The organism is Desulfovibrio porci (genome assembly GCF_009696265.1).
GTDB lineage: Bacteria > Desulfobacterota > Desulfovibrionia > Desulfovibrionales > Desulfovibrionaceae > Desulfovibrio > Desulfovibrio porci.
The window spans coordinates 1-15,081 of sequence record NZ_VUMH01000013.1 but is presented as its reverse complement, the minus strand read 5'-3'; the positions used below and the strand labels follow the sequence as shown (position 1 = coordinate 15,081).

General features: G+C 63.6%; 12 protein-coding genes. 9 read left to right on the top strand and 3 right to left on the bottom strand.

Annotated features, from left to right (window positions below):
* Nucleotides 1–100: 100 nt before the first annotated feature.
* The 3 genes from FYJ44_RS11725 to FYJ44_RS11715 all read right to left on the bottom strand — a co-directional run bounded on the left by FYJ44_RS11725 (nucleotide 101) and on the right by FYJ44_RS11715 (nucleotide 3,621).
* Nucleotides 101–1,582, bottom strand: coding sequence for an SLC13 family permease (locus FYJ44_RS11725; RefSeq protein WP_154512339.1), 1,482 nt, complete (start codon nucleotides 1,580–1,582; stop codon nucleotides 101–103).
* A 101-nt stretch (nucleotides 1,583–1,683) separates the two neighbouring features.
* Nucleotides 1,684–2,838 (bottom strand): sulfotransferase family protein, encoded by a 1,155-nt coding sequence (locus FYJ44_RS11720; RefSeq protein ID WP_154512337.1) that lies wholly within the window; start codon nucleotides 2,836–2,838, stop codon nucleotides 1,684–1,686.
* Between the two features lie 27 nt (nucleotides 2,839–2,865).
* On the bottom strand, nucleotides 2,866–3,621 hold the full coding sequence (locus tag FYJ44_RS11715; RefSeq protein ID WP_154512333.1) for a sulfite exporter TauE/SafE family protein: 756 nt from the start codon (nucleotides 3,619–3,621) through the stop codon (nucleotides 2,866–2,868).
* Nucleotides 3,622–3,879: 258 nt separating this feature from the next.
* Between FYJ44_RS11715 and FYJ44_RS11710 the strand changes: the two genes are divergently transcribed.
* The 9 genes from FYJ44_RS11710 to fabF all read left to right on the top strand — a co-directional run bounded on the left by FYJ44_RS11710 (nucleotide 3,880) and on the right by fabF (nucleotide 14,856).
* Nucleotides 3,880–5,664 (top strand): DEAD/DEAH box helicase, encoded by a 1,785-nt coding sequence (locus FYJ44_RS11710; RefSeq protein ID WP_154512331.1) that lies wholly within the window; start codon nucleotides 3,880–3,882, stop codon nucleotides 5,662–5,664.
* 123 nt (nucleotides 5,665–5,787) lie between these two features.
* Entirely contained in the window at nucleotides 5,788–7,239 is a 1,452-nt protein-coding gene (locus tag FYJ44_RS11705) for a TolC family protein (RefSeq protein WP_154512329.1), read from the top strand.
* A 63-nt stretch (nucleotides 7,240–7,302) separates the two neighbouring features.
* On the top strand, nucleotides 7,303–8,961 hold the full coding sequence (locus tag FYJ44_RS11700; RefSeq protein WP_154512327.1) for a ribonuclease J: 1,659 nt from the start codon (nucleotides 7,303–7,305) through the stop codon (nucleotides 8,959–8,961).
* 97 nt (nucleotides 8,962–9,058) lie between these two features.
* A complete protein-coding gene (locus FYJ44_RS11695) occupies nucleotides 9,059–9,310 on the top strand; it encodes a hypothetical protein (RefSeq protein WP_154512325.1) in 252 nt (83 codons plus the stop codon).
* Between the two features lie 285 nt (nucleotides 9,311–9,595).
* Nucleotides 9,596–10,795 carry an FtsH protease activity modulator HflK gene (gene hflK / locus FYJ44_RS11690; protein WP_154512323.1) on the top strand — a complete coding sequence of 400 codons (1,200 nt, stop codon included), beginning with the start codon at nucleotides 9,596–9,598 and terminating at the stop codon, nucleotides 10,793–10,795.
* A 1-nt stretch (nucleotide 10,796) separates the two neighbouring features.
* Complete coding sequence (gene hflC / locus FYJ44_RS11685) at nucleotides 10,797–11,645, top strand: protease modulator HflC (RefSeq protein ID WP_154512321.1); 849 nt, start codon at nucleotides 10,797–10,799, stop codon at nucleotides 11,643–11,645.
* Nucleotides 11,646–11,678: 33 nt separating this feature from the next.
* On the top strand, nucleotides 11,679–12,371 hold the full coding sequence (locus FYJ44_RS11680) for a LexA family transcriptional regulator (protein ID WP_154512319.1): 693 nt from the start codon (nucleotides 11,679–11,681) through the stop codon (nucleotides 12,369–12,371).
* A 3-nt stretch (nucleotides 12,372–12,374) separates the two neighbouring features.
* Complete coding sequence (locus tag FYJ44_RS11675; RefSeq protein ID WP_154512317.1) at nucleotides 12,375–13,601, top strand: lytic murein transglycosylase; 1,227 nt, start codon at nucleotides 12,375–12,377, stop codon at nucleotides 13,599–13,601.
* Between the two features lie 4 nt (nucleotides 13,602–13,605).
* Nucleotides 13,606–14,856 (top strand): beta-ketoacyl-ACP synthase II, encoded by a 1,251-nt coding sequence (fabF, locus tag FYJ44_RS11670; RefSeq protein WP_154512315.1) that lies wholly within the window; start codon nucleotides 13,606–13,608, stop codon nucleotides 14,854–14,856.
* Nucleotides 14,857–15,081: the final 225 nt, after the last annotated feature.

Below are 15,081 nucleotides of genomic sequence, written 5' to 3'. Positions count from 1 at the left end.
GTGTCATCCGCGCCCGCCCTGAGGGCGGACGCGGAGACGGAGGATGCGCGCCGGGCTTCCCGGAGGAGATCGGCATGCGGAGGAAAGAACAGATGATGCCTTACGCGGGCGGCAGAATGTAGAAGTCCAGCCCCAGCACCACCACTGCCAGCCAGAAGTAGAGGATGGTGACGGCCACGGAAATCACAGCCGCCGCCAGACCCCAGAGAAACATGGTGCGCAGATTGGCCCCGTAACCGGCCACAATGCCCTGCGCGCCGGTGGCCGAGGCCACGGCGTAGCTCCAACTGATGGCCGCTCCGGTGATCCAGACCCAGGGCACGGCGCCGAATTGCAGGCCGTTCCAGTGGTTCATGGCTTCAATGGCCAGCGGAACCATGACCCCGGCCGCCGCAGTGTCGCTGGTGACCTGGGAAAGGGCGTTGGCCGCCACGCTCCAGGCCGCGATGGAAAAACCGTCGCTGATGCCCACAAAGGGCGTGATCCACTGGCCGAAAACGGCAGAGGCCCCGGTGGCCCCCAGGATTTTGCTCAGGGCCACGGCCGCGGGCCACATGAACAGGATAGTCACCGGGAAATGATCCCGCAAGGTCCGGGGGGAAAGAATGCTTTCGTCCTTGACGCCGCGTGAGGGCCAGAAGAGCAGAAGCAGGGGAATGATGCAGAAAAGCTGGGTGGGCTGGAGCCAGGCCCACTGCGGACCCTTGGTGTAAGGGGCGTAGAGCGGCTGGAGCACGGCCAGGGCGATGGCCAGGGCAAAGCCGTAGAAGGAGACTTTTTCCTCGTAGCTCATGGGACCGAGCTTGGCCAGTTCCTGGCGGTAGAATTCCTTGTTGCCGCCGAAACTTTCCCGGTCCGTCTTCATGAAATACATCATAATGCCCACGCCCAGCACCACCAGAACGGAAACGGGCAGCATGCGCAGGGTCCAGTCGAGGAAATAGATGTTGTGGCCCAGATATTTGTTGAGCAGGCCGTAGGTCACCACGGACTGGCCGCCGCCCAGGGGGGTGGCCATGCCGCCCACGCTGGCTCCCCAGGCCACGGCGATGAGGATATTGGACGCGGCCTTGGAATTCCAGCGTTCCTCATTGTTGCTGTAACCGGCATACATCAGCGAGGCCACGGCCACGGGCGCGAACATGGCCGCCACCGTGGTGTTGCCCACCACAAAGGAGGTGACCCCGCAGAGGATGAACCATCCGGCGGTCTGGGCGCGCACGTTGCCGCTGACGCGCATCAGGAAGTTGAGGGCCAGGCGTTTGGCGAACCCCCAGCGCACCCAGGCGGAAGTGATGGCCGTGGCGCCGAAAATGAGCGCGGCCTCCTTGTGCACGTAGGCCTCCAGCACCTTGCCCAGCGGCATGTAGCTGTAAACGCAGACCACGAAAATGGGCACGAGACAGGTCAGTTTGATGTCCACGGCGGTGGTGATCCACCACCAGACCATCCAGAACAGGATGCCGAAGCCGAAACGGGCGTTGAGCGGACCGAAGCAGGGCAGGCAGAGGGCCAGCAGCAGGAGGGCCGGGCCGCTCAGGATAAGCAGAGCGCGGCGCATTGCGGAATGGGTATCGGACATGAGCTTTCTCCGGAGCTGTTCCGGCGGGCCGGGGCCCGGCCCGCCGGGGAGCGTTGTTCCCGCGCGGTCCGCACGGACGGGGCGCGGAAAGGGCGTGGCCGCTACAGCACCACGTCACCCACATAACGCCGCTTGATGGAAAAGTGCTTTTTCCAGCGGGCGGGCGCGCGCAGACCCGTGATGTATTCTTCGTCGGGGTCTCCGGCCGGGAAGACCACCGGGGCATTGGCCGGATTCCAGACGCCTTTTTTGCGGCGTTCCTCGCGCTGGTCGATAAGCCAGTCGTTGTAGCTTTCAAAGACGATATGGCCTTCAAAGCCGTCCAGGGTGGCGGCGCGGATGCGGCCGTCGAATTCCAGGTATTTTTCGATCATCCGCTGATCGGGCATTTCCGCGTCCACGTCGTTTTTGTAACCGGCTTCCTCCAGTTCCTTGCCGGCCACGGCCGCGAAAATGCGCTGGTCGCGCCGGGAGAGCAGGTCTTTGTAAATGCCCACGTATTTGTCGCTGATGGGTTTGCCCAGCGGGGCGTGGTCGCGCGAAGCGCCGCGCGCCTGACAGAGGTCGGTTTTATAGAAGTCGAACATGCCGTCCTCGAAGTCTTCGCCCAGGAATTCGCACACGCCGCGCATGACCCTTTGCGGTTCGCGCACCAGCTCCTCGTACTTCACGTCCAGCCAGAGTCCCTTGTCCCGCAGGGGTTCGCGCCACTCCTTGACCGCGTTCCAGCAGCGTTTCCAGGAATGGGCCGCGCAATAAATGTTGGTGGGTCCGAAGGATGATTCCATGTAGTCCACGCAGGAGTCGCGGCCGTCGCGCGTGATATAGATAAATTGCGCATCCGGAAAGTCATGGTGCATGGGACCCACAAAATAGAGATTGTGCGGCGTCTTCTCACCCCAGCGCGGCTTGTCCGCGTACCGGGCGAAGCGCAGGTGCATGCCCGCGTAGAGCCCGGCGAAGCTGCGTTCCGGAGCCAGCTCCAGCACTTCGTCCACAATGGTGCGGGGATTGACCTTCATGCCCCAGAAGGGGGTCTTCAGACCGAAAACCATTTCCTCGGCCAGGACGCGGAAATTGCTTGCCTGGGAGAGGTCGCCGTAGGTGTGCAGATAGGGATGGAAGCGCGGGTAGTACCAGACCACTTCGGGCACGGCGATGCGTGAATGGCAGCCAAGCAGGGCCATGACCAGGGTGGTGCCGGAGCGTTCGGCGCCGATCATGAAAATGGGGCGTTCCTTGAGGCGGATAGGCATGGAATTCCTCCTGTGCCGGTGAAAAGGTTAGATGCAGGCGCGCAGGATGATGAACGCGCCCACCACGATGCAGACCACGGAAACCACTTTCTTGAGGGATGCCTGTGAGATGCTGTGGGCCAGACGCGCGCCGACCGTGACCCCGACCAACTCGGCGGCGGTGACCCAGACGGCGGCGTCGGCGTCGATGAAGCCGTGGGCCAGATTGCCCGCGCTGCCGGACAGGGCGGCGGTGATCTGGATGACCTGGCTGGTGGCGATGGCCGTGAGGGGTGAAAAGCCGAGGATGACCATGAGCGGCACGGAGAGCACCGGACCGCCGACGCCGGTCAGACCGGAGCCGAAGCCCACCGCGCCGCCGATGGTCAGCAGAAGCAGCTTTTGCCTGAAATTCCCCCGGCCTTTCATGGCCCGGTATTCCGGCGAACCGCCCTTGGCCGGAAAGAGGGCATAGACGCCCGCGAAGATGATCACGGCCCCCAGCAGCAGGTCGAGCAACCAGGCCGGGGCCGCCGCGTTGGCCAGGGAACCGGGGTAACCGCAGAGCAGGCCGCCCAGACAGACCGGAATGGTGATGCGCCAGTCGATGCTGCCGTGCCGCTGGAAAAGCCAGGTGCCCAGCAGGCCGGTAAAGATGAAGCTGAACAGCGCCGTGCCCATGGCCGTATGGGTGGAAAGCCCGGCCAGGGCGCTGAGGGCCGGAATCAGCAGAATGCCGCCCACGCCCACAGTGCCGATGAGCCCTCCGACAAAGACAGCCGCCGCCAATAACAGTAGAAACATAATCCTCTCCACGGTTGTGATGCCATGGAAGAGCAATCAGCATGCCAGGTTGATTTTTATTTATAATATGCTGTTATTATTATGTATTTTATGAATAGTCCGGATGCTTCTCCATGCGGAATCTGCAATTTTAGAGTGAATGCTTCCAAATATGAGGGGTCCGGTGCGGGGCTTTGGTCCGGGTGCGGACTTTCATTGTGCATTGCGCGAGATAAGGCTATGCTCTCTCCTTCGTACATTTTTATCCGCAGGAAAAGCATGAGCGCATCGTTTGAAGATTTGGCCTTGTCCAGGGAACTTCTGGACGCCGTTAAGGATTTGGGCTTTGAGGAGCCTTCCCCCATTCAGATTCTGGCCATTCCGTCCCTGCTGGCCGGACGGGATGCGCTGGGGCAGGCGCAGACGGGCACCGGCAAGACGGCGGCCTTCGGTTTGCCCATTCTGGAAAAGACCAGTGCCGGAAAAGGCGTGCAGGCCCTGGTGCTCTGTCCCACGCGCGAACTGGCCATTCAGGTGGCCGAAGAACTGAACAGGCTGGCCGCCCGCAAGCGGGACATCGCGATTCTGCCCATTTACGGCGGGCAGTTCATCGAGCGGCAGATCCGCGCCCTGGGCAAGGGCGCGCAGGTGGTGGTGGGCACGCCGGGCCGGGTCATCGACCATTTGCAGCGCGGCACGCTGCGCCTGGACGGTCTGGCCTGCATTGTGCTGGACGAAGCGGATGAAATGCTGGACATGGGCTTTCGCGAAGATATTGAAGCCATTCTGGAGCAAACCCCGGCGGGCTGCCAGCGGGTGCTGTTTTCGGCCACCATGCCGACGCCTATCCTGGAGTTGAGCAAACGTTTCCTGCGCGAACCGGAGATGCTGACCATCGCCCACAAGATGCTCACCATCCCGGCCATTGAACAAACCTACTACGAGGTGCGGCCGTACCAGAAAATGGACGCGCTGTGCCGGGTGCTGGATTCGCAGGGATTCCGCAAGGCTCTGGTCTTCTGTTCCACCAAGCGCAGCGTGGATGAAGTGAGCACGCATCTGCAACAGCGGGGCTATCAGGCCGACGGCCTGCACGGCGACTTGGCCCAGCCGCAACGCGACCGGGTCATGCAGCGCTTCCGCGCCGAAGGCATCGACATTCTGGTGGCCACGGACGTGGCGGCGCGCGGCATCGACGTGGACGACGTGGACGCGGTGATCAACTACGACATGCCGCACGACGTGGAAAAATACGTGCACCGCATCGGGCGTACCGGCCGGGCCGGACGCGTGGGCAGCGCCTTCACCTTCGTCACCCTGCGCGAGCATTACAAATTGCGCGACATCATCCGCTGCACCAAGGCCCGCATCACCCAGGGCCGCCTGCCCACCCTGCGGGATGTGGACAATATCCGCACTTCGCGGCTGCTGGAGGAAGTGCGCCAAACCGTCGAGGCCGGCACTCTGGACCGCTGGCTGCTGCTGGTGGAGGAATTTCTGGCCGAGCAGTTCCCGGAAGGCGAGATCACCGGCCGCGATATGTCCGCCGCCCTGCTCAAGCTGCTGATGCAACGGGATTTCGGCAAGCAGGACAGCGCCGACGCGCCTGACGTCTTTGCCGAGGAAGCCCGGCGGCCTCCCCGGGAAAGCGCGCGGAACCATGCGGCGAAAGGCAGGCCGGAGCCGCGCGCCCGGGAACAGAGGAACGCCGCGCCCATGACCAAGCTGCGGCTCAGCGTGGGGCACGCCAACAAGGTTTCCCCCCGTGAGCTGGTGGGGGCCATCACCGGCGAGTGCGGCATCTCCAGCCGTCATATCGGGGCCATCGGCATCCGCAAACAGTTCAGCGTGGTGGAGGTGGCCGAGGATCTGGCCGAGGACGTGCTGGCCGTGTTCAACAGGGGCGTGTTCATCTGCGGAATGCGGGTGACCGCGCAAGTGGACGACGGCGGGGCGGAGAGTCCGTATCCGCGCAAGGCCAGAAGCTTCGGCGCGCGCCGTCCGCACTCCGGCGCTTATGCCAAAAAGCCCCGCGGCTCCACGACGAGCCGGCGGGAGGGGTAGACTCCGGCCGGGCGGCCTCCGGCCATGACGCGGCGGGGGCGGACAGCAGGGCGGGCTGGCGTCGTCGGCTCGGAGCAAAGTCTGTATTGCCAATGCCGCGCCTGTATGTGTATGCTGCGTTCCATGCGCATACTCGTTTTTTCGCGCCGCGCTTCCGTGTGCCGTCTGCTCGTCGGCGCCTGGCTGTTCGGCCTCGTCTGCTTTTTCAGCGGTCCGTCTTTGACTGCGGCTCAGGCCGCGTCCCGCGCCGGTGACATGAAGTCTCCTCCCGCGCCCTTGTATACGGGGGAACGCGCTCCGGACACCAAGGACGCGCATCTGGGCCTGCCCGATGCGGTCAGCATGCCCGAAGCCGTGCAGCGTGCCCTGAAGTTCAATCCCAGCCTGGGCGCGCAGGAATCCCAGAGCCGTTCCTCGGAAGAGGGGCGCAAGTCGGCGCGCGGGGCCTTCGGTCCCAAGCTGGGCATGAGCTACACGGCGATCAAGCAGGAGAAAAAAAACTCGCCCGCCAGCACGCGTCCGCCGGAACTGGGCACTTACAGCTGGGCCGTGGAAATCTCCCAGCCGGTCTTTCAGGGCTTCAAGCTGCTGGCCACCTACCAGAAGGCCGCGCTTCAGGCCGACAGCGACAAGGCCGCTTTGCGTAATGCCGAACTGGCCATGACCGAGCAGGTCCAGACCTATTTTCTCAATTATCTGCGCGCCGAGGAAAACGTGCGCAGCGAGCGCGATTCCCTGGCCCGGTTGCGCGACCAGTTGCGCATCACCACGGCTTTTTATGACGTGGGCCTGCGTCCGCGCCTGGACGTGCTTCAGGCCGAGGTCAACGTGAGCCAGGCGGAAAATCTGCTGATCCAGGCGGAGAACAACCGCGACACCTATCTGGCCATGCTCAATACTCTGCTGGGCCTGCCGGCCACGGCCAGGGCAAATTACACGGGCAAGCTGGCTCACGTGCCTTTCCGGCGTTCGCTGGAGCAGTGCCTGGAAATCGCCTACCGCCAGCGGCCGGATCTTTACATGGCGGCCAAGTCCGTGGAAATCGCGGGCAAGGACCAGCGCGTGGTCCAGAGCGACTATTATCCGCAGGTGGAGGCCTATTACAACATCAACCAGACCGGCAACACCCCGGATCTGCAAAAATCCGGCGACCGGGGTTCGCGCGGCTCCACCTGGGAGGTGGGGGCGCGGGCCACCTGGAACGCTTTTCAGTGGGGCGCCACCTATTACGCCGACAAACAGGCGGGCTGGCTGGTGACCAAGATGCGCTACGAAGAGGAAAATCTGAAGCTCAATGTGGGCTACGACATCAAGTCCAAGCTGCTGGCCGTGCATGAGGCTGAAAAGCGCATTTCCGTGGCGGAAAAGGGCGTGGAGCAGGCCACGGAGGCCTACAACGTGGCCCTGGCCCGCTATCAGGAGCAGGTGGGCACCAACTTCGACGTGCTGGACGCCTCTTCCAAGCTGACCACGGCCCAGGCCTCGCTGACCGGCGCCAAAGCCGACTACCTCACGGCCCTGGCCCAGATTTACGTGGCCATGGGCGAATTTCATCCAGATCTGATGCGGCGCTGATCCATACCGATCCATACGGAGCGCGTCCCGTTTGCGGCGCGACAAGAACAGACGACGGCAGGCATGAACGAACCCTATCTTAGCATCACCCCCTTGGGGGGTCTCGGCGAAATCGGCCTCAACTGCCAGCTCTGGGAGACAGAGGGCGGTGTGGTCATGGTGGACTGCGGGCTGATGTTCCCGGACGACGCCCATCTGGGCGTGGACGTGGTCATTCCGCATTTCGGCGCGGTGAGCGCCGTCAAGGACAGGCTGCTGGGCATCGTGCTCACCCACGGGCATGAGGACCACATCGGCGCATTGCCCTGGCTGGTGCCGGAACTCAAGGGCACCCGCATCTACGGTTCGCGTTTCACCCTGGCCCTGGTGGAGCACAAGCTGCGCGAACACGAGATTCTGGACTGGGTGGAGCTTTGTCCGGTGGACGCGAAGACGGTGCTGCCCCTGGGCGATCTGACCTTTCATTTCTTTCCGGTCTGTCACTCCATCCCTGAGGGCTTCGGCCTGGGCGTGGAAACGCCGGTGGGCCGGGTGGTGCACAGCGGCGACTTCAAGATTGATCCCCATCCGCTGGGCGGCTCGGGCACGGACCTGCGGCTGTTCCGGGACTTCGCCGGGCCGGAGGGCGCGCGCCTGCTGCTTTCGGATTCCACCAACGTCATGCGCGAGGGCCGTTCGCTCACCGAGCGGGAGGTCAAGGATTCTCTGGGCAAGGTGTTCGATTCGGCCAAGGGGCGCATCGTCATCACGCTCTTTTCCAGCCATATCCAGCGTATCCAGGAAGTCTTCGACCTGGCCCGCGAGCGCGGGCGTACGGTGGTCATCAGCGGCAAATCCTTGGCCAACAATATTGAAATGGCGCGGGATCTGGGCTTCGCCAAGCTGCCGCCCTCCTTTTTCAACGCCCACAACGGCGTGCCGGACCTGCCGGACGACCAGCTGGTGCTGGTGGTCACCGGCGCGCAGGGCGAGCCCCTTTCGGCCCTGTCGCGCATGGTTCTGGGCGGGCACCGCCAGCTCTGTATCCGCAAAGGCGATACCGTGGTCATGAGTTCGCGCATGATTCCGGGCAACGCCAAGGCCATTTCCCGCCTGATCAATGAGATGTACCGCCTTGGCGCGGAAGTGCTCTATGAAAGCGTGCACGCCATCCACGCCTCGGGCCACGCCCACAGCGAGGAATTGCGCGAAATGCTGCTGGCCGTGCGGCCCGAGCATTTCGTGCCGGTGCATGGCGAATACCAGCACCTGGTCAAGCACGGCCGCCTGGCCGAAAGCTGCGGCGTGGACCCGGAAAAAATTATCATTCTGGAGGACGGCCGTCCGCTGACAGTTCTGCCCGACGCTTTCCGCCTGGAGGACCGCGTGCCCGTGGAATGCACCCTGGTGGACGGCAAGGGCGTGGGCGACGTGGGCTCCGCCGTGCTCAAGGAGCGGCGCATCCTGGGCGACGAGGGTATGGTCATCGTGGTGCTGGTGGTGGATTCGGAGACGGGCAGCGTGCTGCACGGGCCGGAAATGATTTCCAAGGGTTTTGTCTTCGAGCAGCACTACAGCCATTTGCTGGAAGACGCCAAATGCCTGGTGCTGGACGAAATCGAAGCGGCCCGGCCCGGCCAGCTCACCCGCATGCAGGAGGGCATCCGTTCCTCCCTGCGGCGCTTCTTCCGCCGTGTGCTGGAACGCGACCCGGTGGTGGTGCCGATCATCAGCCAGGTCTGAGCCGGACGGGAGTCTGAACTATCCGGCATGATTCTTGCTTTGCCATAGGCAGGAGCTTCGGGCTGAAAAATATGCCGCCCGGCTCCGGGAGGCTGCCATGGCAAGACAAATGATCGTCAACAATACGCCGTATGCGTTGCTGAGCGCCGCCCTGCTGGGCTGCGCCTGCTTTTTCGCCGTCATGCTCTGGCAGGGCGGGAGCGGGCGGATGCCGCGCGCGGGGCAGGATGAATATGTGCCCAATTTCGCGGTGCAGGCCCAGGTGGTGCACGTGGTGCGCGTCATCCCGCTGGCCGGGAGATCTTTGCGCAGCCCTTGTGCGAATCCGGACGCGGAGTCGTCACGTTAGCGACGCGCGCGAGCCGTTCACGGCGAAACCGTGGCAGAAGCGCGGACAAGCCCCGCTTCTCGCAATCCGGAGCTTGTCCGCGTGTCGCCCGCCGCACCGCCCTTTCTCCCTCGGGAAGCGCCCCTTCCCCCCCCCTCTCTGGCGCCATATAATGGCGTGTGCCGCACTCCGTCTTGACCAAGGCGCATTCGTGTCCTATCTATGAACACTACTCCTCACCGTTGTGAGCGTTAATGGGCCTCTGCGGGCGCCCCGTACTTCTGAAACGAAGGTATTGCCTCCACTATGAATTGGGATTGGGATAAATTACAGGAAAAGCGGCAGCGGCAGCAGGGGCAGAATCCGCCCCCCAGACCTCCCCAGAATCAGGACAACGACGACGCTGAGCACGAGCAACCGCGCGCGCGGCGTACCCCTTTCGGCAAGGGCGGCGGGCCGGATACGAACCCGTTCAAGCGCCTCTCGCAGATGCGCGTGCCCAACGGCCGCGCGGTGCTGCTGGTGCTTCTGGCCGTGGTGGTTCTCTGGCTGTTGTCGGGCATCTATATTGTTAATCCCGACGAGCAGGGCGTGGTGCTGCGCTTCGGCCAGTATGACCGCACGGAGGGTCCCGGTCCGCATTATGCCTGGCCCGTGCCCATTGAAACGGTCTACAAGCCGCAGGTCACCCAGGTGCTGCGCAGTGAGGTGGGCTTCCGCTCCGTGGGGCAGTCCACCACCTTCCAGCAGGGACAGGTGCGGACCATCCCCGAGGAAGCCTCCATGCTCACGGGCGATGAAAACATCGTCAATGTGCAGTTCAGCGTGCAGTACAAGATCAGTGATCCCGTACAATACCTTTTTAATGTCAGCGCGCCCACGGCTTTGGTGCGCAACGCCGCTGAGGCGGCCATGCGCGAGGTCATCGGCAACAGCCAGATCGATTCGGCCATCACCGACGGCAAGCTGAAGATCCAGAGTGAGGCCACCCAGTTGCTGCAGCAGATCCTCAACCGCTACGGCGCGGGCATTCAGGTTCTCGCGGTGCAGTTGCAGGACGTGCATCCGCCGCAGGAGGTCATTGACGCCTTCAAGGATGTGGCCAGCGCTCGTGAGGACAAAAGCCGGATCATCAACGAGGCCGAAGCCTACCGTAACGAACTTCTGCCCAAGGCCAGGGGGCAGGCTGCGGCCATGCTCAACCAGGCGCAGGCCTACAGCGCCACCCGCATACGCAACGCCGAAGGCGACGCCGCGCGCTTCGACGCCCTGCGCCTGGAATATGAGAAGGCCCCCGCGGTCACCAAGCAGCGGCTGTACTATGAAACTATGGAAGAAATTCTGGCAGGCGCGGGCGAGAAGGTGCTGATGGACGGCGCTGCCGCCTCCCGCGTGCTGCCCTATCTGCCGCTGCCCGGCCTGAGCGCGCCGCAGGCGCCCAAGGATTTCAAGACCCCCCAGGCTTCCCAGATCATCCAGAATCCGAAGCCCGTGGAGAAACACTGATATGCGTAACAATCCGCTGCTTCTGATCGTTCTGGCCCTTGTGATCCTGGCTCTGGGAAGCCAGTGCTTCTTCACCGTGCATCAAACCCAGAAAGCCTTGGTGCTGCAACTGGGCGATCCGCTTTCGGAGGTGTACGGTCCGGGCCTGCATTTCAAGCTGCCTTTCATTCAGAACGTGGTCTATTTCGACTCCCGCGTGCTGGATTACGAAGCGCGTTCGCGCGAGGCCTTCACTGTGGACAAAAAGGCCATTGTGCTGGACAACTACGCCCGCTGGAAGATCATCAATCCTCTCCAGTTCTACCGTACCATGCGGAGCATACCGGGCGCGCAGGCGCGCCTGGACGACGTGGTCTATTCACAACTGCGGGCGCTGGTGGGCGCGTACACCCTCACCGAGGTGGTTTCCTCGCACCGCGCGGCCATCATGAAGGAAGTGACCGACAAGGTCTCGGACCTGATGAAGCCCTACGGCGTGGAAGTGCTGGACGTGCGCATCAAGCGCACGGACCTGCCGGCGGAAAACCAGCGCGCCATTTTCGGCCGCATGCGCGCCGAACGCGAGCGGCAGGCCAAGCAATACCGGTCGGAGGGCGAGGAGGAATCCACGCGCATCCGTTCCGACGCCGACCGTCAGCGCTCCGTGATTGTGGCCGAAGCCGCCCGTGAAGCGCAGGTCGAGCGCGGCAAGGGCGACGCCCAGGCCGCGGGCACCTATGCCGAGGCCTACAGCAAGTCTCCTGAATTTTATGCCTACCAGCGTTGGCTGGAGGCTATGCGCAAGTCCTTTAAGGACAATAGCAAGATGGTGCTTTCCAACGAAGCGCCCTTGCTTAATCTGCAACACTGATGACGCGGTTCCTCCGCGTTATGGAGTATTCCCATGCCTGTTTTTGCGGAAATATATGAACGCATCAAACTGGCGACCAGCAGCCGCACCCAGGTGGAACTGGCTGAAGTGCTGGATATTCGCCAGTCAAGCATCTCAGACGCCAAGAGGCGCAATTCCGTGCCCGGCGACTGGTATATGAAGCTTTTTGAAAAATACGGACTCAACCCCGACTGGCTCAAGCAGGGCGTCGGGCCCATGTACCTGCGCACCGAGCAGGGCTACATGCCGCAGGACGCGCCGGCCTCCCTGGCTGAAAGCGCGGCCTATTACGGCGATGCTCTGGCCAAGAATTCCGTGTGTACGGAATATGACATGCAATGCGCCTACAGTGACAAGAAACCCCGGCCCGAGCTGACGGCGGCGGGCAAAATTTCGCTGCCGCTTTCTCTGGGACGCGAGGGGCTGCTGGTGCTGCGCATGCGCGGGGCCAACATGAGCCCGCTCATCCTGCCCGGAGCGCATCTGGGCGTGGACACGCTGGACACCAACGTGGTTTCCGGCCAGATCTACACCCTGTTCGCCCCCAATGAGGGCCTGATGCTGCGCCGGGTGTTTCTCAACGGTACGCAGGACGGCTATCTGCTGCGCTCCGAATCGTCGGATTTCCCCGAAACCTCACTGACGCCCGATCTGCTTTCCAAGCGTCTGCTGGGGAAGGTCGTCTGGATTCTTCAGGAGTTCTAAGCCATGTCCTGCTGGCAGCCGCGGCGTCAAAGCGGGCGTTTTCGCCGGATGTTTGGCCCGCGCTGTTTTCTGCTGACCCTCTGTCTTCTGCTCGCCGCCTGCGGCGGCGCACAAACGGCTTCCACGCCGCCCGCCGCGGGCGCGACGAGCGACAGCTTGACGGAACGCGATCTGCCGCCCCAGGCGGCGGACGTTCCCGTCGCGATACCTTCAGCATCCATTGAATCTTCCGGGCTTCCCGCAGACCCCGCGATTCCAGCTCCCGTTGCGCCCGCTGTTCCTGCGGCGCCGGAAGCGGCCCCGCAGGCCGTGGTCCCGGCCGCTGAGGCGGCGGACCACAACGGGAGCCAGGCCGGAATGCAGACGATGGCCCCGGTCTGGCGGCCCCTGGCCGACCGTCTGGCCGTTGACGGCCTGTCCGGGCCGCGAGTGGACGCGCTGCTGGCCACCCTGGCCGCCACGCCAAGCCAGTCCCCCATGGGCCGGAAAATGCGCGAGCTGTACATGCGGCGCTTTTTCCCCAAGCCACCTTCGGGCAAGCCCGCGCCACGCTACTACAAGGGTGTGGTCACACAGAAAAACGCCCGACTCTGCCGGGAATTCATCGCGGCCAATGCCCAGGCCTTTGCCCATGCCGAGGCCCGCTACGGCGTGCCGCCGGCCATCGCCGCATCCCTGCTCTTTGTGGAGACGCGCCTGGGCAAGGTGCTGGCCGATGTGCCGGAAAACGCCTTCTATACCCTGGCCAGCATGTCCGTGAGCCGCCAACCGCAAGACATCAGCGACTGGCTGCCGCGCATGCCCGGTTATGAAGAGCATCTGGACTGGTTTGCCGAAACCATGCCCAAGCGCGCGGACTGGGCCTACAAGGAAGTGCGCGCCCTGGTGCAGCACCTCTTGCGCGACAACGCGGACCCGCGTTCTCTGCCCAGCTCCATTTACGGGGCCGTGGGCCTCTGCCAGTTTATGCCGTCCAATATCGCCGTGTATGGCGCGGACGGCGACGGCGACGGCAGGGTGGATCTGTTCAGTGTGCCGGACGCGGTGGCCAGCCTGGCCAACTATCTGGCCAAACATGGCTGGAAAGCGGGAATTTCACGGGCCCGTCAGCACAAGCTGCTGATGGCCTACAATCACTCACAGACCTACGCCAATACCATTCTGGCCCTGAGCGATCTGGTGGCGCAGCCTCCGGTTCCGGCTTCTAAGGGCGCGGCGGCCAAAAGGTAGCTGTATGAAAGACATGGCGCTGGTGATTACCGGCATGGGCGCGGTCACCCCCATTGGCATCGGCGTGCCCGCGTACTGGGCAAATCTGGTCAACGGAACCTGCGGCATCGGTCCGGTCACGCGTTTTGACGCCTCGGGCCTGCCTGTGCGCATTGCCGCCGAAATCCGGGATTTCGATCCCTCCGTTCTCCTGCCCCGCACTGTGGCCCGGAGCACTTCCCCCTTTATGCAGTATGCCTTTGCGGCGTCGGAAGAAGCCCTGCGCGACGGCGGTCTTGACGCGGAGGCCGTGGCCGCCGAGGCGGAACGCGTGGGCGTGGTCATGGGCACGGCCATGGACGGCGTCACCACTGTGGCGCGCACCCAGGATGCATTCCGGACCAGCGCCACCCATAAGGTCAGCCCCCATTTCGTCCCCATGGCCATCGGCAATACGGCGGCGGCGCAGGTGGCCATCATCCACGGCATGCGCGGCCCCAGCCTGACCCTGAACACGGCCTGCTCCGCTGGCGGCGACGCCCTGATGACGGCAGCCATGCTGCTGCGCTCCGGCGAGGCCGACGCCGTGCTGGCCATGGGCGGAGAAAGCATTTTATGCCCGATTGTGGTTTCCAGCCTGGCGCAGGCCAAGGCGCTTTCGCGCCGCAACGACGAGCCGCGCACGGCCTGCCGCCCCTTTGATCTCAACCGGGACGGCTTTGTCATCGGCGAGGGCGGCGGCGCCCTGCTGATCGAAACCGAAGCGCACGCCCTGGCGCGCGGCGCGGACGTCAAGGCGGTGCTTGCGGGCTGGGGCAATACCATCGACGGGCATCACATCACCGCCCCGGAACCGCGGGGAGCGGGCGCTGCGGCCTGCATGCGCGCGGCCCTGCGACGGGCCGGGCTGCGTCCGAAGGACATCGGCTACATCAACGCGCACGGCACGTCCACCATGCTGGGCGACCGGGCCGAAACCCTGGCCATCAAAAACGTGTTTGGAGGTGTGGAGGGCGCGCCGCCAGTCAGTTCCACCAAGGGGGCCACGGGGCATCTGATGGGCGCGGGCGGGCTCACCGAAGTCATCGCCTGCATCCAGGCCATCCGCCGGGGGCTTCTGCCGCCCACCCTGAATTATTCCACGCCCGATCCGCTTTGCGATCTGGACTATGTGCCTAATACGGCGCGTCCCGCCGATGTGCGCGCGGCCATGTCCAATTCGCTGGGCTTTGGCGGACAGAATTCCAGCATTATCGTGACCCGCTATCCGGCATAGGACAATTTCTTCTTGAAATTGCCCCGGCAGCCGCGTAGGCGTATGCGAAATTCGCTTTCGCCGTGAAGCGTTGAAGCGGGCGTTTCAAAAGATCTAGATGTAATGTTCCAATAGGTTGTTCACCCTGCCTCAAGCCGGTAAAGCTGGAGTTGACAGACAACAGTAAACCGAGCCGAGGACAGGGTGAACAGCCATAAGAATGCCAAATTGACTGCACGCGGTCGA